This window comes from uncultured Sneathiella sp., from assembly GCF_963976355.1.
Taxonomy (GTDB): Bacteria; Pseudomonadota; Alphaproteobacteria; order Sneathiellales; family Sneathiellaceae; genus Sneathiella.
In genome coordinates this window covers 432,823-457,328 of sequence record NZ_CAXBKA010000001.1, presented here as the reverse complement: position 1 = coordinate 457,328, position 24,506 = coordinate 432,823, and the positions used below count along the sequence as shown (strand labels likewise).

The following is a 24,506-nucleotide window of genomic DNA, read 5'->3' as shown; positions in this document are numbered from 1 at the left end:
CGATTAGTTCATGTCCGACCGATATGGGAGGGAAGGGCGTATCCTTTATGGACGGCGCCGTGGCAAGCCACTTCGTAAAGGCCAGCAGCGCCTGATCGAGACTCGATTACCTGAGCTCACCATTCCGCTTGACCGGGGTCAGCTTGAATCGTCCTCTTTATTTCCGGAAAATTGCCGGGAATACTGGCTCGAAATCGGTTTTGGCAGCGGCGAACATCTTGCCCGGCAAGCAGACAATAATCCCGATGTCGGCATTATCGGCTGCGAGCCCTATCTGAATGGCGTCGCAACCCTGCTTAGTAAACTGGAAGAGCAATCGGCAACAAACGTCCGGCTACACAACGAGGCGGCGGAGCTGTTGATTGACAAGCTGCCGGACGCAAGTCTCAACCGGGCTTTTATCCTGTTTCCCGATCCATGGCCGAAAACAAGTCATAATAAACGGCGATTCGTCTCCACGTCGAACATTGCCGCGCTCGCCCGTGTTCTGAAAACAGGAAGCGAATTACGTATTGCGACGGATCATGCGGATTATGGTGCATGGATTCTTTGGCATATGCTCCAGTCGAAGGAATTTATCTGGGAGGCCGAGAAGCCGGAAGACTGGCAGTTCCGAAGTTCAGATTGGCCATCTACCCGTTATGAGATGAAAGCGATCGAAAAAGGGCTTCGCCCGGTGTATTATCGGTTTCGCCGCCGCTAAGCCAATATTCATAAGCCATACTGAAAGAAAAGGCTTGGCTTTGCTGGCATCTCGGCTATTATATAGTTCATACATACTGTTCGCTCACCGTCAGGATGAGCATTTTGAACGGTGGGCCTCTGGTCCGCTGTTTTTTTATGGTTTGTTTGGTTAAGCGAGAAGTACTCTGAGCGCAGTCGACAGAATAGAAGCACTTATTGCGCCGCCCCTTGTTGATATGGGGTATGAGCTGGTGCGTGTTCGATTGACGGGAAGTGACAAGAAAGTGCTTCAAATCATGGCTGAAAAAGCCGATGGCACGATGACAATCGAGGGATGCACAGAAGTCAGCCAGATGGTTTCGGCGCTTCTGGATGTCGAGGATCCGATTTCAGGCGCGTATGATCTGGAAGTGTCATCGCCGGGAATTGACCGGCCGCTGACTCGGCTCAAGGATTTTGAACGCTGGGCCGGATTTGAAGCAAAAGTGGAATTGGAGCAGGCTGTTGAAGGCCAGCGCCGATATCGCGGGAAACTGTTGGGTCTTAAGGACGAAAATGTCCTGTTGCAGGCTGATGATGGCAACCGACTTGAACTGCCTTTTTCCGATGTGAGAAAGGCGAAGTTAATTTTGACAGATGAATTGATCGCCGCAAGCTCCCGCAGCGGTTAAATTCACAACCATGTTTTTTGGACGGACATTTGGTCATGGAAAACGCTGCTAGTTTGAACCGCCTGGAATTGCTGCAAGTCGCAGATGCGGTTGCAAGAGAGAAAGTCATAGATCGCGACATCGTGCTGGAGGCCATGGAAGAGGCCATTCAGAAGGCAGCTCGCGCAAAATACGGTCATGAAAACGACATTCGCGCCAATATCGATCGGGGGACAGGCGAAATCCGGCTTGCGCGTATCCGTGAGGTTGTCGAGGAGGTTGAAAATGAATCGACCCAGATTTCTCCTGCCGACGCCCAGCATGAAAAAGAAGGCGCCGTTGTCGGCGACTTGCTGGTTGATCCGCTGCCGCCAATTGATTTTGGCCGTATCGCCGCACAGACCGCAAAGCAGGTTATTGTGCAGAAGGTTCGCGAAGCAGAGCGCGAGCGTCAGTATCAGGAATATAAAGATCGTGTGGGCGAAATCGTCAACGGGATCGTCAAGCGCGTTGAGTATGGCAATGTCACGGTTGATCTTGGCAAGGCGGACGCCGTTGTCCGCCGCGATGAAATGCTCCCGCGGGAAACATTCCGTCAGGGTGATCGTATCCGGGCTTACATCTATGATGTACGGCAAGAGCAGCGCGGACCACAGATTTTTCTCTCCCGCAGCCATCCTCAGTTCATGGCCAAGCTTTTCGGACAGGAAGTGCCGGAAATTTATGACGGCATCATTGAAGTGAAAGCTGTTGCCCGCGATCCCGGCAGCCGTGCGAAGATCGCCGTTATTTCGAATGATTCGAGCATTGATCCGGTTGGCGCCTGTGTCGGTATGCGTGGATCGCGCGTTCAGGCCGTCGTCAACGAACTGCAAGGTGAGAAAATCGACATCATTCAGTGGTCTCCGGATCAGGCAAGTTTTATTGTCAACGCTTTGGCTCCGGCTGAAGTCGCCAAGGTTGTTCTGGACGAAGATGCCAACCGTATCGAGGTTGTCGTGCCCGATGACCAGCTCTCGCTTGCTATTGGTCGGCGTGGTCAGAATGTGCGCCTCGCCTCACAGCTCTCGGGCTGGGACATTGATATCCTGACGGAGGAAGAGGAAAGCAACCGTCGCCAGGCTGAATTCACAGAGCGTACACAGAGCTTCATGAATGCCCTTGATGTTGACGAGACGATTGCCCAACTATTGGCATCGGAAGGCTTCACTTCCGTTGAAGACATAATGTATGTGGATGTCAGCGAGATTGCGGAAATCGAAGGGTTTGATGAGGAGATCGCTGCGGAATTGAGCAGCCGGGCGCGGGAATATGTTGAGCAGACAAATTCCGAGCTTGAAGCAAAGCGGCAAGAACTGGGTGTCAGCGATGACATTGTGAATTTGCAGCTTTTGACGCCCGCGATGATCGTTGCGCTGGGTGAAGCTGGCGTCAAACAACTTGATGATCTGGCCGATCTCTCCGGGGATGAACTGATCAGCGCGGAAGACGGCATTCTTCGCGAATTCGGCCTTTCCGCAGATGATGCGAACCAAGTTGTCATGGCTGCGCGGGCGCATTGGTTTGAAGACGAGGAGAATGAGGCCGACCCTGAAGCTGAGGAAGAAATTTCAGCGGATTGAGGCCCGATACGGAGAAGTAGACTTGAGTGATCCGCAGCGCCGGTGTATAGCCACAGGGCAGATACTGGAAAAAGGCGCGCTTCTTCGTTTTGCGGTTTCTCCTGACGGACGGTTGGTTCATGATGTTGGCATGAACTTACCAGGCCGCGGCATGTGGGTTAGCTGTGATGTGGAGGCGGTTGAATTGGCGATCAAGAAGCGCTTGTTTGCGAAAGCGGCAAAGCAGGCGGTTGATGTTCCGGCGGACCTTGTCACAGAGATTGAGCGTTCGCTAACCCGGCAATGCCTCGCGTTGCTGGGACTGGGACGCAAGGGCGGACAGGTCACAGTCGGATTCGCCAAAGTTGAAAAAGCGCTGAAATCGGGCAAGGCGGCATTGCTTGTCGCGGCATCGGACGGTGCGGCAGATGGTCGGCAGAAACTCAAGCGGATTGCCGGGCCGCTGCCAGAAATAGATATATTCAGCGGCGCTGAATTAAGTCAAGCGCTAGGACGTGAAAATGTTATACATGCCAGTCTGGCGAATGGTGCGCTGAAGAGGAAAATTTTAGCTGCGGTCTCCCGACTGTCACAATTCAGGGGCCGGAGCGGGTTAAATACCGAAGTGTCGGAGTAAGAATGACTGAGACAAATGACAAGGATGGGCGTAAATCGCTTAGCCTGAATAAACCGTTGGAAGCGAAGAAGTCTGCTGGCGGCAATAGTCAGGTCCGTCAGAATTTTACCCATGGTCGCTCCAAGACCGTGCAGGTTGAAGTGCGCAAAAAGCGCAGCACATTAGGTCTGGGCGGACAGAAACCTTCTACCGCCCCCCCTCCACCAGCATCAGGGCCGAAGAAAACCCTGCATGTGGCAAAACCTGCGACAGGTAGTAAGGACACGGCTTCCAAAGCCCCGAAGGCCGACGACAAGAAAGAGTCGAAGATTGTCCTGACGAACGATGAAAAGGCTGCACGTGCCGCCGCACTTGCAGGTGCACGTGAGCAATCTATTCGCGAGGCGGAAGAGCGCAAGGCCCAGGAAGAGGCAAAAGCCAAAGCAGAGATGCAAAAAGCCAAGGAAGAGCCCAAAGAGGAAACGCCTCCATCCGCAGAACCTGCAAAGGCGGCCAAGCGCCGGTCTCCTGAAGAACGGCGGAAAGCGGAAGAAGAAGAAGCCCGCCGCCTGATGGAAGAGGCTGACGCAACCAAGAATGCCCAAGTCGCTGTTCATCGCGAGAAAGTTAAATCATCCACACGCGATGAGGAAATTCGCCGCGAAGCAAGTGCGCCGGTTCCAAGAAATCTCCGGCCCCTCGACGACGATGACCGGCCTGGCGACGATCAAGCCGGTGGCCGAAAGAAGACAATCCGGCATGGGCGTGGTGGTGATGAAAGATCAGCTCCCGTTCGCAAGCCCGATGAGCAGAGGCGCCGCTCAGGCCGCTTGACCATCGGAGAAGCGCTCGATGACAGGGGTCCGAAACAACGGTCTCTTGCCTCTATACGTCGTGCTCGCAAGAAGCAGCAGCAAACCGCAGAACCGCCGCAGAAAATTTTCCGCGAAGTAACTATTCCGGAAGTCATCTCTGTGCAAGAGCTTGCCAACCGCATGACGGAACGCTCAGTGGATGTCATCAAGGCGTTGATGAAACTTGGCATCATGGCAACAGCCAATCAGACCATCGATGCGGATACGGCAGAGTTGGTAGTGGAAGAACTCGGTCACAAAGCGCGCAGAATCGCTGCATCCGATGTGGAAATTGGCCTTGGCGGTGAAGTCGAGGATGCACCAGAAGATCTGAAGCCCCGTGCACCGGTTGTCGCAGTCATGGGCCATGTTGATCATGGTAAGACGTCACTGCTCGATGCGCTCAGAAAATCCGATGTTGTATCGGGTGAAGCTGGTGGCATTACGCAGCATATCGGAGCTTATCAGGTAACACTCGCCTCGGGTGAGGTCATTACCTTCCTTGACACGCCAGGTCATGAAGCCTTTACGGCCATGCGGATGCGCGGTGCGCAAGTAACCGATATTGTTATTCTGGTGGTCGCCGCCGATGACAGCGTGATGCCGCAAACGATTGAAGCAATTAAGCACGCAAAGGCCGCAGAAGTACCGATTATCGTCGCCATCAACAAATGCGACAAACCTGCTGCTGATCCGAACAAGGTTCGCCAGGAATTGCTTCAGCACGAAATTTTTGTCGAAGATATGGGCGGTGATGTTCTTGATGTGGAAGTATCCGCAAAAACCGGTGACGGCCTCGATAAACTCCAGGAAGCGATCTTGCTACAGGCGGAACTGCTGGAACTGAATGCTAACCCCAACCGTTCCGCCCATGGAACGGTCGTTGAAGCAAAACTGGAAACCGGCAGAGGCATGGTTGGTACCGTTCTTGTCAATCGTGGAACGCTACATGTTGGTGACTACTTCGTAATGGGTCCCGCGATGGGTAAGGTACGTGCCTTGCTCGACTACCGCGGACAGAACGTTGAAGAAGCCGGCCCCTCCGTCCCTGTTGAAGTGTTGGGCATTCAAGGCACCCCGGCAGCGGGCGACGATTTTGTCGTCACCGAGACGGAAGGTCAGGCCAAGGAAATTGCAACCTATCGTCAACGGCTTGATAAAGACAAGAAAGTAACTGCCACGGCTCGCGGCACAATCGAACAGATGTTCACCGCAATCAAGGAAGGAACAGCCGACGAACTTCCTGTCGTCATCAAAGCCGATGTACAGGGCTCTGCTGAGGCAATTACAAGCGCCCTGGAGGGTCTTGGGACCGATGAAGTTGCGGTCAAGATACTTTTCTCAGGCGTTGGTGGTATTACGGAATCAGATGTTGCCCTTGCAGCGGCATCACGGGCGATCATCATTGCCTTTAACACCCGTGCCAATAAACAGGCGCGTGATGAAGCCGCACAGCAAGGCATCGATATTCAATATTATTCCGTGATCTACAATGTCATTGACGATATGAAAGCGATGCTTTCCGGCATGCTGGCGCCGACGTTGCGCGAAAACTTCCTCGGATATGCGGAAATCCGCGAAGTTTTCAATATTTCGAAGGTCGGTAAAATCGGCGGCTGTATGGTGACCGAAGGCAACGTCAAGCGAGGAGCAAAAGTACGTCTGCTCCGCGATGATGTCGTCATCCATGAAGGAACTCTTTCAACCCTCAAACGCTTCAAAGATGAGGTTAAAGAGGTCAAATCCGGAATGGAGTGCGGTATGGCTTTCGAAAATTATCACGATCTGAAGGTTGGCGACTTCATTGAATGCTTCGAAGTTGAAGAAGTCGCCCGTCAGCTTTAAAGCCATCAACCATAGGCATCGCATTTAACCGCGGGAGAAACTTCCTATGGCACATTCAAAACGAGGGCCTCGTCCCTCAAGCAAGAGGCAATTGCGTGTAGGGGAGGAGCTCCGCCATATTATCGCCGGTGTGCTGGCGCGTGACCTAATCCATGATCCGGATGTTGCGGGCGCGTCCGTCACCATTACGGAAGTCAAACCAAGTCCGGATATGCGGAATGCCACGGTTTACGTCACGACTCTCGGTGGCGTGAATGAGAATGTGGTCATCGCCGGACTTAATCGTACCAGCGCCGTTATCCAGGCAGAAATGGGGCGCCAGCTGACGATGAAGTTCACCCCTCGTCTTTCCTTCAAAAAGGATGACTCCTTCGATTACGGCAGTCATATAGATGCGCTGATCCGCAAGAATAAAACGCCAGAAGAGTCGCAGTAATCGCGGATGGCGAGGAAGCGGCGCGGCACTCCCATACACGGATGGTTGAACATTGATAAGGATGCGCGACTTAGTTCTGCGCAGGTTGTCGGGCGGGTTAAACGTATCACCAATGCCCAAAAGGTCGGCCATGCCGGGACCCTGGATCCCTTTGCAACCGGAATTCTGCCGATCGCTCTCGGTGAAGCAACCAAGACCGTCGGATATATCGTCGATGAAACAAAGGAATATCGCTTTACAGTCCGCTGGGGAGAAGCACGCAATACGGATGACATCGAAGGCAAAGTTATCGAAATGTCTAACGTCCGGCCGACAGAAGATGAGATAAAAAAGCTTCTGCCTGACTTTATTGGAACTGTCCGGCAGCAACCTCCCGCCTTTTCCGCCATAAAAATCAGCGGCGAACGGGCCTATAAGCTGGCCCGCGCCGGTACCGAACTTGATATGCCTGAACGGGATGTTCATATAGAAAGTCTGATCCTGATCGAGATCCTTGATGAAGACTATGCCGTCTTCGAAGTCTCGTGTGGCAAGGGTACCTATATTCGCGCTCTGGCGCGCGATATAGCCCTTAAGCTTGGAACTGTGGCACATTTGTCAGCCCTTCGCCGTATTCGTGTCGGTCCTTTTTCAGAGGCAGGTGCGATTTCGCTGGATAAGTTGACAAAGCTGTGGCAGTGTCCCGCCAAATTTGAGGACTTGCACCCCCTTACGACCGCGCTGGACGACATCCCGGCACTGGCCGTAACGGAACCGCAAGCTTTTCGTTTGCGGCACGGCAATGACGTGGCGGTCCCGAATGAAGCAGACGGAATTGTCTGCGCCATGGAGGGATCCATTCCAATCGGTATCGCAAAAATTGACGCCGAGCGATTGTATCCAGTCCGTATTTTTAATTTGTAACTTAGGAGAACCCGATGTCGATCACTGCAGAAAGAAAAGCAGAACTGATCAAGGAATATGCCACAAACGAAGGGGACACTGGCTCCCCGGAAGTGCAGATTGCCATTCTTACCGAACGGATCGGCAATCTCACAGAGCATTTCAAGGAACATAAAGGCGATGTGCATTCGCGTCGCGGTTTGCTGAAAATGGTCAGCCGTCGCCGCCGTTTGCTCGATTACCTTCGGAAAGTTGAAGAAACACGTTACCAGAAAACGATCAAGGCTCTTGGTATTCGTAAGTAAAAAATGCATTGGCTCGAAAATCGAGCCGCATTCCCAACAAACGCCGGTGCTTGCTCTGGGCTCGTCCCATCGCACATCGGCGTTTGCCGCATTTTGGAAGCCCGGCTTACCAAAACGCACGTAACGTGAATATATGAAAATGGCTGAGGCATAGGGTCTCAGATTTGGCAGGACGGCATAGGGTCGTTCCTGCATTGGAAGGAAAAAAAATGTTTGAAGTACATCGCAAGGAAGTGATGTGGGGCGGACGTCCGCTCGTATTGGAAACCGGAAAAGTCGCACGTCAGGCTGACGGCGCAGTTATGATTACCTATGGCGGAACACAGGTTCTTTGTACGGCAGTTGCCCAGAAAACCAAAAAGCCGGGGCTGGATTTTTTCCCGCTTACCGTCAACTATCAGGAAAAAGCATTTGCCGCTGGCAAGATTCCAGGCGGTTTTTTTAAACGCGAAGGCCGTCCGAGTGAAAAGGAAACACTGACGTCCCGCCTGATCGACCGGCCACTGCGCCCGTCTTTTGTAAACGGGTTCAAGAATGAAACACAGGTTATCTGCACCGTGCTGGCTCACGACATGGAAAACGACCCAGATGTCGTTGCGCTTGTTGGCGCCTCCGCCGCGCTGACAATCTCCGGCATCCCGTTCCTGGGTCCAGTGGGTGCCGCACGTGTTGGCTTCGTCAATGGGGAATATGTCCTCAACCCAGTTGCCGCGCAGATGACCGACACCAAGCTTGATCTAGTAATCGCAGGCACGGAAGAAGCAGTTCTGATGATCGAATCGGAAGCGCATGAACTCAGCGAAGAAGAAATGCTGGGCGCAGTTATGTACGGCCATCGTGAAATGAAGACCGTCCTTGACGCAATCATTGAGCTTGCAGAAGCCTGTGCTAAGGAGCCATGGGATTTCGCGCCGGAAGAGACAGACAAGGATCTGGAAGCGAAGGTGAAGGCCGCAGCTGAAACCGCTCTTGCTGATGCTTACAAGGAACAAGTAAAACAAACCCGTACGGAAAAAGTAGCCGCGGTGAAGGATGCCGCAATTGCGGATCTTGAAGAAGATGAACGCGAAGAAGCAGCCGGACTCCTTAAAAAGATCGAGAAAAAGATCGTTCGCGGCAATATCATTGCAACAGGAAGCCGTATTGATGGCCGCGATACAAAAACGGTCCGGCCGATCATTGCGGAAATCGGCACCCTGCCCCGCAGCCATGGTTCTGCCCTTTTCACCCGCGGTGAAACGCAGGCATTGGTCGTCGCCACGCTTGGCACCGGACAGGATGAACAGATCGTCGATGCGCTGGAGGGCGAATATCGCGAGAATTTCATGCTGCATTATAACTTCCCGCCCTATTCTGTCGGTGAGGTTGGTCGTATCGGCTTTACCGGTCGTCGGGAAGTCGGCCACGGCAAACTCGCATGGCGGGCTATCCATCCGCTGTTGCCCGCAAAGGATAAATTTCCCTATACACTGCGCATTGTTTCGGAAGTAACGGAATCGAACGGTTCCTCATCTATGGCAACTGTATGTGGTACATCGCTTGCTCTGATGGATGCGGGCGTCCCGCTTGATCGCCCGGTCGCGGGCATTGCCATGGGGCTGATCATGGAAGAAGACGGCCAGTTTGCTGTCCTTTCAGATATTCTGGGCGATGAAGATCACTTGGGCGATATGGACTTCAAGGTTGCCGGTACCGACAAGGGAATTACCTCGCTGCAAATGGATATCAAGATTTCCGGAATTACCGAGGAAATCATGCGGATCGCACTTGCTCAGGCAACTGAGGGACGTCTGCATATCCTGAAGGAAATGGGTAAGGCGATTGACAGTGCCCGTGACGGCGTTCGTGATGGTGCACCGAGAATTACGCAGCTGCAGGTCCATAAGGACAAAATCCGTGATATCATCGGAACGGGCGGTAAAGTCATTCGCGAAATATGTGAAGTGACAGGTGCCAAAATCGATATCGAAGATGATGGAACCGTCAAAGTTGCTGCAACCACGACCGAAAGTGCCGATGCGGCCATCAACTGGATCAAATCTATTGTTGATGATCCCGAAGTTGGCGTTACCTATACAGGTAAGGTCGTGAAAGTCGTCGATTTCGGTGCTTTCGTAAACTTCTTTGGCAACCGTGACGGCCTTGTTCATATTTCTGAACTCGCGCCACAGCGCGTCGGCAAGGTAACCGACGTTGTCAATGAAGGGGACGAAGTCCGCGTGAAAGTGCTGGAAATTGATGGTCGCGGCAAAGTGAGACTGTCAATGAAGGCCGTTCTCGCAGATGAGGGAAAAGCTGCCGCAAAAGAATAGGCTTGCTGCCTCCCGCAAAACCAGATTTTGAGGGCGGTTGCGAATATATCGCAACCGCCCTCAATATTAGTTGCCTCTTGATGCTTGGGCCTCCATGCCTTAAGTGTTAGGTTAATGCTTTCGTATGCAGACGTGGGAATAATCTTTTGAAGCCGTTGAATCCGATAATGCTGTCAGGCAAGGAAGTCCTGCCCCTGATTGAAGGGGGTAAAGGAATTGCTGTGTCTTCAGGACAAAGCTCCGGCGCATGGGCCGCTGCGGGCGGGGTCGCTACTTTTTCCGGCGTTAATGCTGACAGTTTTGACGAAGACGGAAATATTATCCCGCAAATCTACCACGGGCGAACACGACGGGATCGGCATGACGAGCTGGTCGCCTATGGTATCCAGGGCGGAATTACCCAGGCCAAAATCGCGCATGAACTTTCTGGTGGTAACGGACGCATCCATATGAATGTCCTCTGGGAAATGGGCGGTGCTGAGCGTATTCTTCATGGCGTACTGGAAGGCACGAAAGGCCTTATTCATGGAATAACCTGCGGTGCCGGTATGCCTTACCGGATTGCGCAGATCGCGGCAGACTATAAAGTCCATTATTATCCGATCATCTCCTCGGCACGCGCGTTTCGCGCGTTGTGGAAACGGGCCTATCACAAATTCTCTGGCTGGCTTGGTGGTGTCGTGTATGAAGATCCATGGCTTGCTGGCGGTCATAATGGCCTGAGCAATGTTGAGGATCCGCTCAAACCGGAGGACCCATATCCCCGCGTTGTGGAACTCCGCAAACTGATGAATGAAATCGGTCTTAACAATGTACCGATCATCATGGCGGGCGGTGTCTGGCATGTGGAAGAATGGGAAGACTGGCTTGATAACCCTGATATCGGGCCAATCGCCTTTCAATTCGGAACACGGCCACTTCTTACCAAGGAAAGTCCCATTTCGGACGCCTGGAAGAAAAAACTGGGAACCCTGAAAAAGGGCGATGTTTTCCTGAATAAATTCAGCCCGACAGGCTTCTGGTCCTCCGCGGTGCGTAATGATTTCCTGGATGATCTTAAAGCCCGTTCAGAGCGCCAGGTTGCTTTTTCAAATGAAGCGATTGGTGCGCATGATACGTCATTCGGTATTGGCGCCCGCAAGCGCGAAGTGTATCTGACGCCAGAAGACAAAAGCCGGGCGGAAGGCTGGGTTGCGGAAGGCTATACAGAAGCGCTGAAAACGCCGGATTCGACCCTCGTTTTCGTAACGCCAGAGAAAATGGCGGAAATTCGAAAAGACCAGATTGACTGCATGGGCTGTCTTTCGCATTGCAAGTTTTCGAACTGGGCAGAGGGCGAAAAGGGTAACACGGGACGCAAAGCCGACCCGAGAAGCTTCTGCATTCAGAAAACCCTTCAGGATGTTATCCATTCGGAAGCAAATATCGAAAATAACCTGATGTTCGCCGGACATGGCGCCTACCGGTTTGCCAATGATCCTTTCTATGCAAATGGCTTCATTCCGACTGTAAAGCAGCTTATTGACCGCATAATGACCGGAAAATAGCCAAAAACCACTATTGCAGATTTGAATTATTAAAATAAGTACTATATATTCCTTTTGATGCCCTTCACTGGGAAGGCCAAATATAGAGTATTGTATTATGTCGCAATCGGAACTGGTCATTTTAGAGAAAAAGTTAAGAGACGCTCAGTTGCGCCCGACGAAGCAGCGTCTGGCGCTTGCCCGGCTGCTTTATTCGCAAGGAAATCGGCATATAACAGCTGAACGTTTGCATAGCGAAGCGATGGATGCTGGCGTCTCTATTTCCCTTGCAACGATCTACAACAACCTGCATCAGTTTACGACTGCCGGGCTGCTGCGGGAAGTCGTCGTTGATTCAAGCCGTTCTTATTTTGACACGAATATCGCACCTCATCACCATTTCTTCCATGAAGAAAGCGGGACGCTGGAAGATATTGCAAAGAGCGATCTAAAAGTCGATAATATCCCGGCCCTTCCCCAGGGAACAGAGATTAGCAGCGTGGACGTCATTGTCCGAGTGAACTCGGTGCGTAATTGATAATCTGCAACCTGCTTCATTTTCTTTTTTAGAAGAATTCTAATCTATTGACAGCCTATTTTCCCGGACCTATATTATTGGAGTAATTCTGTTCGGCTTGAACAGATTCATTCCAAAATTTCATTCCAGGAGGACTTCATGTCTCTAGCGGGAAGCAAAACTGAACAAAATCTGAAAGATGCCTTTGCAGGTGAATCCCAGGCCAATCGCCGTTATCTCTATTTCGCGCAGAAAGCCGATGTCGAAGGGTATAATGATGTAGCGACGGTTTTTCGCTCTACTGCGGAAGGTGAAACTGGCCATGCGCATGGCCATCTGGAATATCTCGAAGCCGTCGGCGACCCGGCGACCGGCCTGCCGATTGGTGGCACTGCTGACAACCTTAAGGCTGCTGTTGCAGGAGAGACCCACGAATATACCGATATGTACCCGGGCATGGCCAAGACTGCCCGCGATGAAGGCCATGACGAGATTGCGGATTGGTTCGAAACCCTTGCAAAGGCTGAAAAAAGCCATGCGGGCCGCTTCCAGAAAGCACTCGATAATCTAGACGACTAATCCGGCTTTCGGATTCATATTCCGGGGTAGCGGATTAAAATATTCGCTACCCCTTCGTCACTCAGCTATATTCAGGGGAATATTATGCGCGAAGGAAGCTTGGACGCGCCGACACGGCACATTATCGACTGGAATAATCCTGACTTTTATGACGAGCAGAAGCTGGACGAAGAGCTGCGCCGCGTCTTCGATATTTGCCATGGATGCCGCCGCTGCTTCAACCTTTGCGATTCTTTCCCCAGACTGTTTGACCTGATCGACGCCTCCGAGACCGAGGAGTTGGACTCTGTCGCGTCAGAGGATTTCAAGCCTGTCGTGGATGCCTGCACGCTCTGTGATATGTGCTTCATGACAAAATGCCCCTACGTGCCCCCTCATGAATTCAACCTTGATTTCCCGCATCTAATGCTGCGATACCGGGCGGTGGAAAAGAAAAAGGGTCAGGACAAATTCATCAGCCGGGAACTGTCAAAAACCGATCGTAATGGAAAGTTGGCAGCGCCCGTCGCACCGATTGCTAACTGGGCGACCAAAACGTCAAATGGCGTGACCCGCGGTATCATGGAAGCAACCCTCGGTATCGATAAACATGCGGCCTTACCGAAGTACCAGTCCAAATCTTTTGAAAAATATGCCCGGGAAAACCCCCTGGAGATTAACAAGGATGCACCCGCATTCGGTCGCAAGGCGGTGATCTACGCTACCTGCTTTGGCAACTATAACAATCCGGATATCGGGGAGGCCACGCGCAAAGTTCTTGCCAAAAATGGCGTTGAAACGGAGGTCGTATATCCCGGCTGCTGCGGAATGCCCCTGATGGAACAGGGTGATCTGGCGGGCGTGGTTGCCAATGCGGAGAAAGTGTCGACCGAGCTTGGAAGCTGGATTGATCAGGGATACGACGTTATCGCCCTCGTTTCTTCCTGCGCCCTGATGCTGAAATTTGAATGGCCCCTGCTCACCCCTGGAAATCCCGCTGTGGAGAGACTGTCAAAAGCCACATTCGACGTATCCGAATATGTGGTGGAATTTGCCAAGAAGGACGGCATTGCGCCAGGGATGTCCCCTATCGGAGACAGCATGGCGGTCCATCTCGCCTGTCACGCCCGCGCGCAGAACATGGGCGCAAAGGGCGCCGAAGTTCTCCGCCTTATCCCTGAGGCCGACGTCAAGATCGTCGAGCGCTGTTCCGGACACGGGGGATCCTGGGGAATAATGAAAGGGAATTACGAAACTGCCCTGAAAGTCGGAAAGCCCGCCGCAAGAACGGCCATGACAACAAATGCAAAATATATCGCGTCCGAATGCCCGTTAGCGGCAGAACATTTGATGCAGGGAATTGAAAAGCTCGATTCTGATGCAGTGAATTCGAGAACTGCTTTGCATCCTATTGAATTGCTGGCCAAAGCCTACAGCCTCTGAGAGGAGTAAGGATCATGACTGCCTTGAAAAAGCGCGAGATCGCACCGGAAGATATTCTGCCTGTCGCGGAGTACAAGAAGATTCGGAAAGAACATAAGCAGAAACTTATCCCGATAAAGAAAAACCGCCGCTTGGAAATCGGTCCCTTTGCGACGATGTACTTTGAAAACTACGACACGATGTGGTCGCAAATCCAGGAAATGCTCTATATCGAGCAGGGCGGCGACGAACAGCTTCAGGACGAACTGTCCGCCTATAACCCGCTGATCCCGAACGGATCGGAGCTGGTTGCCACCTTCATGATTGAAATTGACGATCCGGTGCGCCGGGATTTCATGCTGCGCAAGCTCGGACATATCGAAAAGACGATTTACCTTGCAATCGGTGAAGAGAAAATCGCCGCAGTCCCAGAAGATGACGTAGAACGGACGACGGACGACGGCAAAGCGTCATCCATACATTTCCTTCACTTTCCAATGACGGACGCTCAGAAAAAAGCATTCAAGAACCCGGAACTCGACGTCCAGATTGGCGTGACCCACGACAATTACGGACATATCGCAGTGATTAAGGGAGCGACCAGAGAAGCCCTCGCCGAGGATCTGGACGACTGACCAAGCTACATTCTAGCGGATTTTCTCATTGGCATAGACGCCATAGAAATGTGAGGCCAGAAGCCAGCCGGTGAGTCCGGCAATCTCTATTTCGCACCAGCGGCCATCGCATTCATCCAGCTTGCCAACAACGCCGGGCTCAGCGAGCAGGACGACCGGGCTGCCTTCATCCGGCTCTTCATAAACCGCGCGGACATCTTCCGTAATAATGAGCGTTCGCCGGTTACTGACGAGATTACGATGAACCCAACCAATCGCCCCTTCGATATCGCGAATCTGGCGCCATAGCTCATATTCCTCGATAACTTCTACAGGCCAGCCCTGACGAACAAAAACCCACTTGATCGGATACCGCGTTCCGGGCCCGGCGCGAACATTCACCTTGTCAGAAGACAAAGAGACAAACCGGGGCAAGGGCAATCCTGTCTCGGCACCCGTCGGTCCTGCGCTGGCGGAGGCTGCGATAAAAAAGGAAATAATAACCCCAAATAATACAATGCTGCGTTTCACGACGGTACTACTCTCAGAATTAACAGGAAGCCGTCCAACTTATGCCGTGCAAGGGGGTAGATGGTCAAGTCTGCAAAATCCATGTCCTTTTCGCCAAGGTCGCAATTGTATCCGCCACCGCTATCTGCTAGATAAAGTCTGTTGGTCATACCCAAAATCCAGAAACAAGTGAGTCGCCCAATGCCGCAGAAGAAACCAGTCGTCGTCGTTACCAGAAGACTTCCGGATGTCATCGAAACCCGCATGATGGAGCTTTTCGATACCAGGCTGAACCATGACGATACGCCGATGACCCAAAGTCAGTTGATAGAAGCGGTTAAGACGGCGGATGTTCTGGTGCCAACAGTGACCGATAAAATTGACCTTGGCGTCCTCAGTCAGACCAACCCGAACCTGAAACTGATTGCAAGTTTCGGCACCGGCGTCGACCACATTGATCTGGCGACCGCCCGCCAGCGCAATATTACTGTCACCAATACACCAGGTGTGCTGACCGAGGATACAGCCGACATGACCATGGCCCTGATTATGGCCGTCCCGCGCCGCCTGACGGAGGGAGAACGGCTGATGCGCTCCGGCAGCTGGAAAGGCTGGTCCCCCACGGGTATGCTCGGCCACCGGATCTGGGGAAAAAGGCTTGGCATTATCGGCATGGGCCGGATCGGACAGGCAGTCGCCCGGCGCGCGCGCGCCTTCGGACTTTCCATTCACTATCATAATCGCAACCGTTTGCCTGACTATGTGGAGAACGAACTGGAAGCGACTTATTGGGAGAGCCTCGATCAGATGCTCGCCCGGATGGACATTGTCTCAGTCAACTGTCCGCATACCCCGGCAACATTTCATCTACTGAACGCCCGCCGTCTGGCCCTGTTACAGCCAAGCTGCTATGTGGTTAACACCTCACGCGGCGAAGTCGTCGACGAAAACGCCTTAACCCGCTTGCTGCGCAATGGGAAGATTGCCGGGGCCGGACTTGATGTGTTCGAGCACGAGCCCGCCGTCAATCCACGCCTGCTGGAACTCGACAATGTCATCCTGCTGCCGCATATGGGATCAGCGACCGTTGAAGGGCGTATCGATATGGGTGAAAAGGTACTGATCAATATCAAGACCTTTATTGACGGCCACACGCCGCCAGACCGGGTTCTGCAGGCAATGCTATAAGCTTTCCAAACCCGCGTACTTGCGCTTTTTTCTGTTCTGACAGACTATGCGCCTTTCTGATCGGGGGGCGCTATGTTTGCTGACTTTATTATCATTCTGGATTTGATCGGTGTTGCCGTATTTGCGGCAACCGGGGGTCTGGTGGCCAGCCGCAAGGAGATGGACCTGATCGGGTTTGGCATGATGGCGACCTTTACCGGCATCGGCGGCGGAACCCTGCGTGACCTGATCCTGGACCGCCCGGTGTTCTGGATTACCGACCAAAGATACCTGCTCGTCTGCCTGGTGGTCGCCCTTGCCCTTTATTTCTTCGCTTCGCGCGTGCAAAGGCGATATGTGCTTCTGATTTGGGCGGACGCCGCCGGATTAGTGGCCTTTGCCGTATTGGGAGCCGAAATCGCACGAAGCAGCGGAACCAGCCCATTGGTTGCCGTTGTCCTTGGCATGATGACAGCAACATTCGGAGGGCTGATCCGGGATTTGGTCGCCGATGAGGCGCCGTTGCTGCTAAAGCAGGAAATATATGCAACCGCCGCCCTTGCGAGTGCTTCGGTCTATATTATTGCCATCACCGCGTTCGGCGTTTCTCCGCTCATAGCAGCCTCTATAGGTATTGTCATTGGATTTGGTCTGCGTGCAGGCGCGATCCTTTTCGCCTGGTCCCTACCCCGATACAACCAAAGAGCCGGTCGGATATATAAGTAAATTTGGATAAAGTCAGAAAAGCGGTCTCAACAACCCCGTTTTCCTTTGATCAAGTAGCGGTGTCAGTCGCCTTACGGCGTTTACGCCACCCGATATAACCAAGCAGGGCAAGTCCCGCGCCATAAAGCGGAAATGCCGCCGGAAGCGGGACTGCCGAAACTGTCAGGTTTGCGTATTCAAAGGCATTGCTTCCCGACGTGAAACGGAGCTCGTCAAAGACCCCGTTGGTGATAACGGATGCGACAATAAAACCGAGGCCTTTGTTGACGACATCGAGTGCGGCATCGTCCCCATAAAGCGCATCCACCCAGTTGCCCTGATAGTAAAATTCAAGTCCGTTGTAATCATCGACCGAGCCCCACATGAACTCAATCGATGAATGGCCTTTATCAAATCTGTAAGTCGCGTATGAAGCGTTCTGAACCGATGTGTAGGAACCAGCCCCGTCAAGTAAAGTTCCTTGCCAGGGAGAGCGATATTCATTTTCAACAGAGTTGGTCAGATTTTCATAAACGGTGCCGAAGATAGTTGTCGGTGACAGAACTCCGCTATCAACCGTTGGTAATTCCGTCGTCCAGGTCATGAACGCAGATTGCGCCGGCGCATTAAAAACAAATGCAAGGACTACTCCGGTCGCAAATGCCTTGGCGAGTTTGAGCATGATCATCTTACCTCTACTGACGTTGCATCTTCAATTATATGCCGGATTGTAGAAGCAAATGATTACTAATAGGTATAAAAGAAAAAGTCAGAATGGTTTACTCAACCCAGAAGTCCGCTATCTCGGATACCGTTGAAGATGAACTGGACGGCCAACGCCGCAAGTAAGACCCCGACAACCCGGGAGATCACATGGAGACCTGTCACACCCAGCAGCTTTTGAACCTGCGAGGCAAGCAGCATTAATATCAGGGTCAGCAAGACCATGCCCAGCAGGACACCGATCACAATCGACGTTTCAATCGTATCTCCCTTTGCCTCGGCGACCAGAAGGATGGCCGCACCAATGGCACCAGGACCCGCGATCAAAGGCGTTGCCAGCGGGAACACCGACACATCCGTTTTCCCCTGAGCCTCGACATTTTCCTCATCTGTCGTTGTCGTACTGCCGGACGTTCGGGCGAAGACCATATCAATGGCGATCAACAACAATAATATTCCGCCAGAGGCCTGCAGCGCCGGCAGGGTTATGCCAAAGCTCGTCAGAACCGCCTTGCCGAACAACGCAAAAAACAGAAGGATTCCACCACCAATCAAGGTGCCCTTGACGGCCATCTGGCGTCTTTCGCGCGGTGCCGCGTTGGCTGTCAGGGCTGCAAACAACGCCGCGACATCCAGCGGCCCGATGGTCGCAAAAAAGGTTGTAAAGGCAATGAGGGCCGTTTCAAGCATACGCGCTTACTTCCACGAGAATAACCTTTCGTCACCCTACCCGCCAACGAACGACGGAGCAAGCCGTTGCTTCATCGGGACTTAATGCGCTTCGCCCCAGTTATCGCCCACACCGGCGTCGGCTATCAGCGGGACGGACAGCTCAATCGTGGGAAGCGATGCCTTTTCCATCACGGATTTAATCAAGGGTATCGTATCGTCGACCTGATCCTCCGCAACTTCAAAAATAAGCTCGTCATGTACCTGCAAGAGCATTCGGGCCGAGAGCTTTGCTTCATCCAGAGCATGGGGCACATGGATCATGGCGCGCTTGATAATATCCGCGGCTGACCCCTGAATGGGTGCGTTAATGGCCGCGCGCTCTGAAAAACTGCGGCGGGCACCATTCTTGTCGTTGATCCCCGGCAAATGTACTTTCCGGCCAAAAATGGTTTGCACAAAACCATGCTCCCGGCAGTAGCTCTTAGTGCTTTCCATATAATCCTTGATACCTGGATACTGGACAAAATACTGGTCGATATAGCCTTGCGCTTCCGTGCGGGACACCCCGAGTTGCCGGGCGAGACCAAAAGCGCTGATTCCGTAGATTATACCGAAGTTAATGGCTTTGGCGGATCTACGCATCATCGGATCCATGCCTTCCATCTTCACGCCAAATACCTGCGATGCCGTTTTGGCGTGAATATCAAGCCCTTCGGCAAAGGCCTCTTTAAGCGAATTGATGTCCGCAATATGGGCCAGCAAACGAAGCTCAATCTGGGAATAGTCGGCACTTAACAGCTTGTTGCCGGACTCCGCGATAAAGGCCTGACGCAATTTACGCCCCTCTTCCGTTCGCACCGGGATATTCTGCACATTTGGCTCACTTGAAGCCAGACGCCCGGTGGAAGCGGCCGCCAGCGAGAAAGATGTGTGGATACGACCGGTTTTACTGTTTATCTGACCTTGCAGGGCATCCGTATAAGTGCTTTTCAGTTTTGAAAGCTGCCGCCAGTCGAGCACTTTCTGCGCCAGTTCGACCCCTTCTGCCGCAAGCCCTTCCAGGACATTGACATCCGTCGTATAGGCGCCGGTTTTACCTTTCTTGCCGCCGGAAAGTCCCATCTTGTCAAACAGAATCTCACCAAGCTGCTTTGGAGAACCGACGTTAAACTCCTCGCCTGCGAGATCATGAATCTCTTTTACCAGCCCCTCCATGCGATCACCAAAATCGGTTGAGAGGGTACTGAGCAGCTTGGCGTCTACTTTGATACCCTCCTGCTCCATTCTCGCAATGACCGGAACAAGCGGCCGCTCTATCGTTTCATACAAGTCAACGGATTTTGACTGCACAAGTTTCCGTTTCAGAACCTGATGTAGGCGCAGGGTAATATCCGCATCTTCCGCGGCATAGTCCGTTGCCTTGTCGATAGGCACTTCAGCAAATGTAATCTGCGATTTGCCGCTTCCCGCCACTTCCTTGAACGGTATCGGCTTGATGTTGAAGTGCAACTCCGAAAGCTCGTCCATCCCATGGCCATGCAATCCCGCCTCCTGACAATAGGAGAGCAGCATCGTATCGTCGATCGGGGTGACGTTAATTCCCTCCTGGGAGAGGATAACCATATCATACTTGATATTCTGGCCGATTTTCAGTACGCCCGGATCTTCAAAAAGAGGTTTCAAGGCCGCGAGCACGTCCTTTTTTGGGAGTTGGTGTGGCATATCGCCCTTATCTTTCGCCGCGACGCCATCAAAATCGAAGCCGGTTTGTTCTTTTGCCCCGACATGGCCGACAGGAATATAGCAGGCCCGCCCCGGATGTATGCAGAGCGATATCCCGACAAGCGATGCCTGCATGGCGTTCAGCGAAGTGGTTTCCGTATCCACCGCTACCTGTCCGACGCGCTCAGCCTCTTTCATCCAGAAATTGAGCGTTTCCATATCGAGGATCGTTGTATAATTAACATCCTCAACCTTCGGCGCTCCAGCGCCGGTTTCTTCCGGTTCATCATCAGGAAGGGCGGCAGCTTCCTCCCTGAACGAATCCCCGAAAAACTCCATTGCCCGCCCGGTAAGCTGTTTGAATTCATTTTCCTTTAGGAAGGCGATCAGGTCGGCGGCATTCGGCATCTGCACGGTCAAATCCATGACATCGATATCAAGATCAACGTCATTTTTAAGCGTTACAAGATCACGGCTGATCCGCGCCATTTCCGCATTTTCGAGCAGTTTCTCGCGGCGACCCTTTTGCGGAATTTCCCCGGCTCTTTCAAGCAGAGTATCAAGGTCCCCAAATTCATTGATCAGGAGAGCCGCAGTCTTGATACCAATACCCGGTACGCCCGGAACATTATCAACGCTATCCCCGGCGAGGGATTGAACGTCTATCACCCGCTCTGGCCCGACACCGAATTTCTCCAGCACTTCATCCGGACCAATCATCTTGTTTTTCATCGGGTCCAGCATGGTGACGTCGCCCCCGACAAGTTGCATCAGATCCTTGTCGGATGAAACGATGACACATTCCATATCCTTGGCACGGGCCTGCGCGGCATATGTGGCGATGATATCATCTGCCTCGAAGCCCTCTTTCTCGATCGCCGGAACATTAAAGGCACGCGTCGCGTCCCTAACCAATGGAAACTGGGGGATCAGGTCCTCGGGCGGCGCATCACGATTGGCTTTATAATCTGAGAAAATATCGGAGCGGAATGTCTTCCGGCTGGTATCGAAAATCACGGCAAGATGACTGACACGTCCATCCGCCTGCGTATCCTGAATAAGCTTGAACAGCATATTCGAAAATCCGAGAACCGCCCCGGTCGGAGTACCGTCGGATCGTGACATCGGCTGACGTCCGCGAATCATCGCAAAGTAAGCGCGGAAAATATACCCCGATCCATCGACCAGATATATCCTGTGCTTCTGATTTGGATCGCCCGTGACGTCAGGTTCGGTCATGCCGCTTCTCTGCTTTATTGTTTAGTTGTCGCCGGAATTGATGAGGATCAATGTCCGCCCGATACTTTCGCGCCAGCCTTCAAAACATAGTTACGGCTGCAATAGGGGCATTCAACCGCCCCTTTATCCCCCATATTCAGAAATACACGTGGATGGCCAAGGGGGCCTTTGCCGCCATCGCAGGCAACTTTAGGGCTATCTACTTCAATTGTCTCAATAGCTTGCATAAGCCGTCTCACTTCTTCGTCTGATTACGCCGATTACCGATTTTACCAGCGGCAATCATTTCCTGCCACCTTCAAACGCATGGATGATATCGATTGCGAAAAAGGACGCAACCGAGAAATGGCTCAACGCGAACGAATGATTTGCTTCAGTTATGCATCGCCTTTAGTTTGTTTTGCTTAAAACATCATTGGCAGCTCTCTCGCTGTCTTCCATATTGCCATGGCATCCGGTGTCGCCTATATGATTATGGAGTTCTTTGGTTTCGAAAGCACAACGCGCAGCGCTTTACCTCAGTACACCTTATGCCAGCGCCCGTCGTAACCTGTCTCTGGGTCAAGCGCTATAAGAACGAACACGCCGCTGACAACCGTGACCATGCAGGTCGCGCTGATTTCTGGATATAAAACAACGCCGATAACTAAATGTATGCTGAAGAATATAACAGAATGATTGAATCTCCATCGACAATTCCGGCCTTGCAGGTGCGGGATCTGAAAAAAACATATAAAATAAAAGGATCCGCTCCGGACAAGGTCGCCCTGAAAGGCATCAATCTTGATGTTGCACGGGGATCTTTCTTCGGTCTTCTTGGGCCGAACGGCGCCGGAAAATCGACCCTGATCAATATCATCGCGGGCCTTGTAAACAAGACAAGCGGAGAGGTGCGCATTTGCGGTTACGATACGGAAAAAGACATGCGCGCCGCGAGGAGTGCTGTCGGTGTCGTGCCACAAGAGCTCAATCTCGATGCCTTCTTTACACCCCGGGAAGTGATGGAATTCCAGGCAGGTCTTTATGGTGTTCCAAAATCAAAAAGACGGACCGACGAAATCCTGGAGGCCATGAGCCTGGGTGATAAAGCCGATGTCTACGCACGGACCCTGTCCGGTGGCATGCGGCGAAGGCTTCTCGTTGCGAAAGCCATGGTCCATAGTCCGGATGTCCTCATTCTTGATGAACCCACTGCAGGTGTTGATATTGAACTACGCCAGCAGCTCTGGACCTATATCAGGAAGCTGAACGAAGACGGTACAACAATTATCCTCACCACCCACTACCTTGAGGAGGCAGAGGAGCTTTGCGATACCATCGCCATTATCAACCATGGCGAAGTCGTTGCATGTGAACCGACGGGCAGCCTTCTTGGAAAACTCGATATGAAGAATGTCTGCCTTCTTCTCGGTCATGAAATCACCGAAGTCCCGGACAACCTCAAAAAATTCAATGCAACCCTGTCACACGGCCGGAAGATCAATATTTCCTTTCGCCCCAGCGAAACGGAAATGGCCAAGATTCTGAAAGCCGTGACAGACGACCAGCTGGACGTGGTCGACCTGACAACAGAAGAGCCCGATCTGGAAGACGCATTCCTGCAAATGACATCAGGAAAGTAGCTTCCTCGCGGATTTCGTTTGCACGTCATAAACTGCCAGATGGACCAGACACCTGATTTTTTATTGGAATTTCAGGCTCTATTCATGGCATAATTGATTGAAAGCAAACAATAACAAGGACTGACTGATATGACAGCCATTTTATACAGCGGCGGCGACGTCTTCGATGGTACCGGTGACCTGCTGAAAGATCACGCCGTCCTGGTAGAAGGTGATACGATCACGAACGTCGCGCCCGCGGAAAAGTTTTCCGATTATCAGGGCGAACGGGTCGATACCAGTGACGGCACTCTGATGCCCGGAATTGCGGATTGTCATGTCCATCTGGTCTATAAAGGCGAAGCGGATCCACGCAGCAGCATTGAAGGCGTGAATCCTGGTGAGATTACTCTGCGCGTACTAGAAAACGCCCAGCTCTCCCTCAAGTCCGGCATTACGGCGGTCCGCGATTGCGGCGGCCGGGAGTATCTGGAGTTTCCCGTCCGCGATGCCTGCAATAGCGGCAGGTTTTTTGGCCCCAATATTATGGCCTCTGGGAAAATGATCTGCATGACGGGCGGCCACGGAAACAGGAACGGGCGCATTGCGGATGGATGCGACGAGGTCATCAAGGCCGTGCGCGAACAGATTCATGCCGGCAGCGATCTTATCAAAATCATGGCCACTGGTGGCGTCATGACGCCGCGCGTCAACCCGGAAGATGCGCATTATTCCGCCGAAGAAATGCATGCCGGTGTGAATGAGGCCAGGCGCTTTCACAAAACATCTGCGAGCCATGCACAAGGAGCCGAGGGAATTATGAACGCGGTGAAAGCCGGCATTACCTCGATTGAACATGGTATTTTTATGGATCAGGAATGCCTCGATGCGATGATGGAGCGCGGAACCTATCTCGTACCAACCCTCGCGGCGGTACAGAACATTCTCAACAATGCAGACAATGGCATTGCCGATTATGTTGTTGAGAAATCTCGGCGTGTCTTTGAAAAGCACAAAGAGAGTTTCAAGATGTTCTATAAAGCCGGTGGCAAGATTGCCATGGGTACAGATGCCGGTACACCCTTTAATCTCCATGGCGAGAATGCGATGGAGATGGCCTATATGGTCGACTGTGGCATGACGCCAATTGACGCCCTCAAAAGCGCAACATCTGTCGCACACGGCCTTATGGAGCTTGACGATCGCGGTCAGGTAAAGCCGGGCTTTAAAGCCGATTTGCTTATCGTGAGCGGAAATCCGGTCGACGATATCCTGATGGCAGCAGCGAAGAAAAATCACAGAATGGTTGTCAAGAACGGCCGGAAAGTAGAATTCCCGTAAAGGT

The 24,506-nt window shown here is 52.5% G+C and carries 24 protein-coding genes; 18 read left to right on the top strand and 6 right to left on the bottom strand.

Translation table 11 applies throughout. The features are described from left to right. Window positions 1-10 precede the first annotated feature (10 nt). The 14 genes from AAC599_RS02165 to AAC599_RS02100 all read left to right on the top strand — a co-directional run bounded on the left by AAC599_RS02165 (window position 11) and on the right by AAC599_RS02100 (window position 14,843). A complete protein-coding gene (locus tag AAC599_RS02165) occupies window positions 11-703 on the top strand; it encodes a tRNA (guanine(46)-N(7))-methyltransferase TrmB (RefSeq protein WP_340148758.1) in 693 nt (230 codons plus the stop codon). 166 nt (window positions 704-869) lie between these two features. Continuing rightward, complete coding sequence (gene rimP / locus AAC599_RS02160; protein WP_340149059.1) at window positions 870-1,355, top strand: ribosome maturation factor RimP; 486 nt, start codon at window positions 870-872, stop codon at window positions 1,353-1,355. Window positions 1,356-1,390: 35 nt separating this feature from the next. Beyond that, entirely contained in the window at window positions 1,391-2,956 is a 1,566-nt protein-coding gene (nusA, locus tag AAC599_RS02155; protein WP_340148757.1) for a transcription termination factor NusA, read from the top strand. Window positions 2,957-2,978: 22 nt separating this feature from the next. Beyond that, the gene (locus AAC599_RS02150; protein WP_340148756.1) at window positions 2,979-3,572 is read left to right on the top strand and encodes an RNA-binding protein; all 594 of its coding nucleotides are present in this window, start codon (window positions 2,979-2,981) and stop codon (window positions 3,570-3,572) included. Between the two features lie 2 nt (window positions 3,573-3,574). After that, a complete protein-coding gene (infB, locus tag AAC599_RS02145; protein ID WP_340148755.1) occupies window positions 3,575-6,250 on the top strand; it encodes a translation initiation factor IF-2 in 2,676 nt (891 codons plus the stop codon). 46 nt (window positions 6,251-6,296) lie between these two features. Then, complete coding sequence (gene rbfA / locus AAC599_RS02140) at window positions 6,297-6,686, top strand: 30S ribosome-binding factor RbfA (RefSeq protein ID WP_340148754.1); 390 nt, start codon at window positions 6,297-6,299, stop codon at window positions 6,684-6,686. A gap of 6 nt (window positions 6,687-6,692) precedes the next feature. Beyond that, entirely contained in the window at window positions 6,693-7,589 is an 897-nt protein-coding gene (truB, locus tag AAC599_RS02135; protein ID WP_340148753.1) for a tRNA pseudouridine(55) synthase TruB, read from the top strand. Between the two features lie 14 nt (window positions 7,590-7,603). Further along, window positions 7,604-7,873: a 30S ribosomal protein S15 gene (gene rpsO / locus AAC599_RS02130; RefSeq protein WP_293962781.1), complete on the top strand. Its 270-nt coding sequence runs from the start codon at window positions 7,604-7,606 to the stop codon at window positions 7,871-7,873. 209 nt (window positions 7,874-8,082) lie between these two features. Next, entirely contained in the window at window positions 8,083-10,185 is a 2,103-nt protein-coding gene (pnp, locus tag AAC599_RS02125; RefSeq protein WP_340148752.1) for a polyribonucleotide nucleotidyltransferase, read from the top strand. A gap of 146 nt (window positions 10,186-10,331) precedes the next feature. Further along, window positions 10,332-11,732 carry a nitronate monooxygenase gene (locus tag AAC599_RS02120; protein ID WP_340148751.1) on the top strand — a complete coding sequence of 467 codons (1,401 nt, stop codon included), beginning with the start codon at window positions 10,332-10,334 and terminating at the stop codon, window positions 11,730-11,732. 97 nt (window positions 11,733-11,829) lie between these two features. Beyond that, a complete protein-coding gene (irrA, locus tag AAC599_RS02115) occupies window positions 11,830-12,249 on the top strand; it encodes an iron response transcriptional regulator IrrA (RefSeq protein ID WP_340148750.1) in 420 nt (139 codons plus the stop codon). A 138-nt stretch (window positions 12,250-12,387) separates the two neighbouring features. Next, the gene (locus AAC599_RS02110) at window positions 12,388-12,807 is read left to right on the top strand and encodes a rubrerythrin family protein (protein WP_340148749.1); all 420 of its coding nucleotides are present in this window, start codon (window positions 12,388-12,390) and stop codon (window positions 12,805-12,807) included. Between the two features lie 84 nt (window positions 12,808-12,891). Further along, window positions 12,892-14,229, top strand: coding sequence for a heterodisulfide reductase-related iron-sulfur binding cluster (locus AAC599_RS02105; protein ID WP_340148748.1), 1,338 nt, complete (start codon window positions 12,892-12,894; stop codon window positions 14,227-14,229). Window positions 14,230-14,243: 14 nt separating this feature from the next. Continuing rightward, window positions 14,244-14,843: a DUF3501 family protein gene (locus AAC599_RS02100; protein WP_340148747.1), complete on the top strand. Its 600-nt coding sequence runs from the start codon at window positions 14,244-14,246 to the stop codon at window positions 14,841-14,843. A 12-nt stretch (window positions 14,844-14,855) separates the two neighbouring features. On the opposite strand, the gene AAC599_RS02095 is transcribed toward AAC599_RS02100, so the two are convergent. Then, a complete protein-coding gene (locus tag AAC599_RS02095; RefSeq protein WP_340148746.1) occupies window positions 14,856-15,353 on the bottom strand; it encodes an SH3 domain-containing protein in 498 nt (165 codons plus the stop codon). Then, complete coding sequence (locus AAC599_RS02090; protein ID WP_340148745.1) at window positions 15,350-15,502, bottom strand: hypothetical protein; 153 nt, start codon at window positions 15,500-15,502, stop codon at window positions 15,350-15,352. Before AAC599_RS02090 ends, AAC599_RS02095 begins: the two co-directional genes overlap by 4 nt. Before the next feature lie 31 nt (window positions 15,503-15,533). Between AAC599_RS02090 and AAC599_RS02085 the strand changes: the two genes are divergently transcribed. Further along, window positions 15,534-16,520, top strand: coding sequence for a D-glycerate dehydrogenase (locus tag AAC599_RS02085; protein WP_293962773.1), 987 nt, complete (start codon window positions 15,534-15,536; stop codon window positions 16,518-16,520). A gap of 72 nt (window positions 16,521-16,592) precedes the next feature. Then, complete coding sequence (locus AAC599_RS02080) at window positions 16,593-17,225, top strand: trimeric intracellular cation channel family protein (RefSeq protein ID WP_340148744.1); 633 nt, start codon at window positions 16,593-16,595, stop codon at window positions 17,223-17,225. 49 nt (window positions 17,226-17,274) lie between these two features. Here the strand turns inward: AAC599_RS02080 and AAC599_RS02075 are convergent, their stop codons facing one another. From AAC599_RS02075 to AAC599_RS02060, 4 genes are all read right to left on the bottom strand, one after another. Further along, window positions 17,275-17,892: a VPLPA-CTERM sorting domain-containing protein gene (locus AAC599_RS02075; protein WP_340148743.1), complete on the bottom strand. Its 618-nt coding sequence runs from the start codon at window positions 17,890-17,892 to the stop codon at window positions 17,275-17,277. Window positions 17,893-17,987: 95 nt separating this feature from the next. Next, the gene (locus tag AAC599_RS02070) at window positions 17,988-18,617 is read right to left on the bottom strand and encodes a MarC family protein (RefSeq protein WP_340148742.1); all 630 of its coding nucleotides are present in this window, start codon (window positions 18,615-18,617) and stop codon (window positions 17,988-17,990) included. Window positions 18,618-18,698: 81 nt separating this feature from the next. Next, entirely contained in the window at window positions 18,699-21,560 is a 2,862-nt protein-coding gene (polA, locus tag AAC599_RS02065) for a DNA polymerase I (RefSeq protein WP_340148741.1), read from the bottom strand. Window positions 21,561-21,607: 47 nt separating this feature from the next. Next, window positions 21,608-21,787 (bottom strand): zinc-finger domain-containing protein, encoded by a 180-nt coding sequence (locus tag AAC599_RS02060; RefSeq protein WP_340148740.1) that lies wholly within the window; start codon window positions 21,785-21,787, stop codon window positions 21,608-21,610. A gap of 447 nt (window positions 21,788-22,234) precedes the next feature. Here AAC599_RS02060 and AAC599_RS02055 point away from each other — a divergent pair, with 447 nt between their 5' ends. Continuing rightward, entirely contained in the window at window positions 22,235-23,182 is a 948-nt protein-coding gene (locus AAC599_RS02055; RefSeq protein WP_340148739.1) for an ABC transporter ATP-binding protein, read from the top strand. 129 nt (window positions 23,183-23,311) lie between these two features. Next, a complete protein-coding gene (locus tag AAC599_RS02050) occupies window positions 23,312-24,502 on the top strand; it encodes an amidohydrolase family protein (protein ID WP_340148738.1) in 1,191 nt (396 codons plus the stop codon). Window positions 24,503-24,506 lie beyond the last annotated feature (4 nt).